Here is a 271-nt window from a genome sequence, read left to right as displayed (position 1 = left end):
GATGAACAACTTTTTCATGATGCTGTGGCTTGCGGACGTGGCCGACGCCTTTAAGATGGCGGTCGGAGTATGCATTATGGCCACGGTCTTTGCGAGCCTAGTGTGGGCCGCGAACGTATCTGGTAACAAAGAGGCCAAAAAGCGATTTATCAAGTGGCTGAAGATTTGGGGCTCTGTCGTGTCAGTAGCCGCTATTTGCGCCCTGCTCTCACCCTCGGGTGACACTCTGCGCACGGCTGCTGCCACCGGAGCCGGGCGTGACGTACTGAGC

General features: G+C 56.8%; 1 protein-coding gene. It reads left to right on the top strand.

Translation table 11 applies throughout. The annotated features are described in order from the left end of the window. The coding region (locus AC1RPU_RS08255) for a DNA translocase FtsK 4TM domain-containing protein (protein ID WP_481769689.1) at positions 1-271 on the top strand (271 nt) is incomplete at both ends.

Source organism: Dellaglioa sp. CoH-55-MRSF-7 (assembly GCF_056782235.1).
This window is presented reverse-complemented; position numbering and strand designations above follow the sequence as displayed.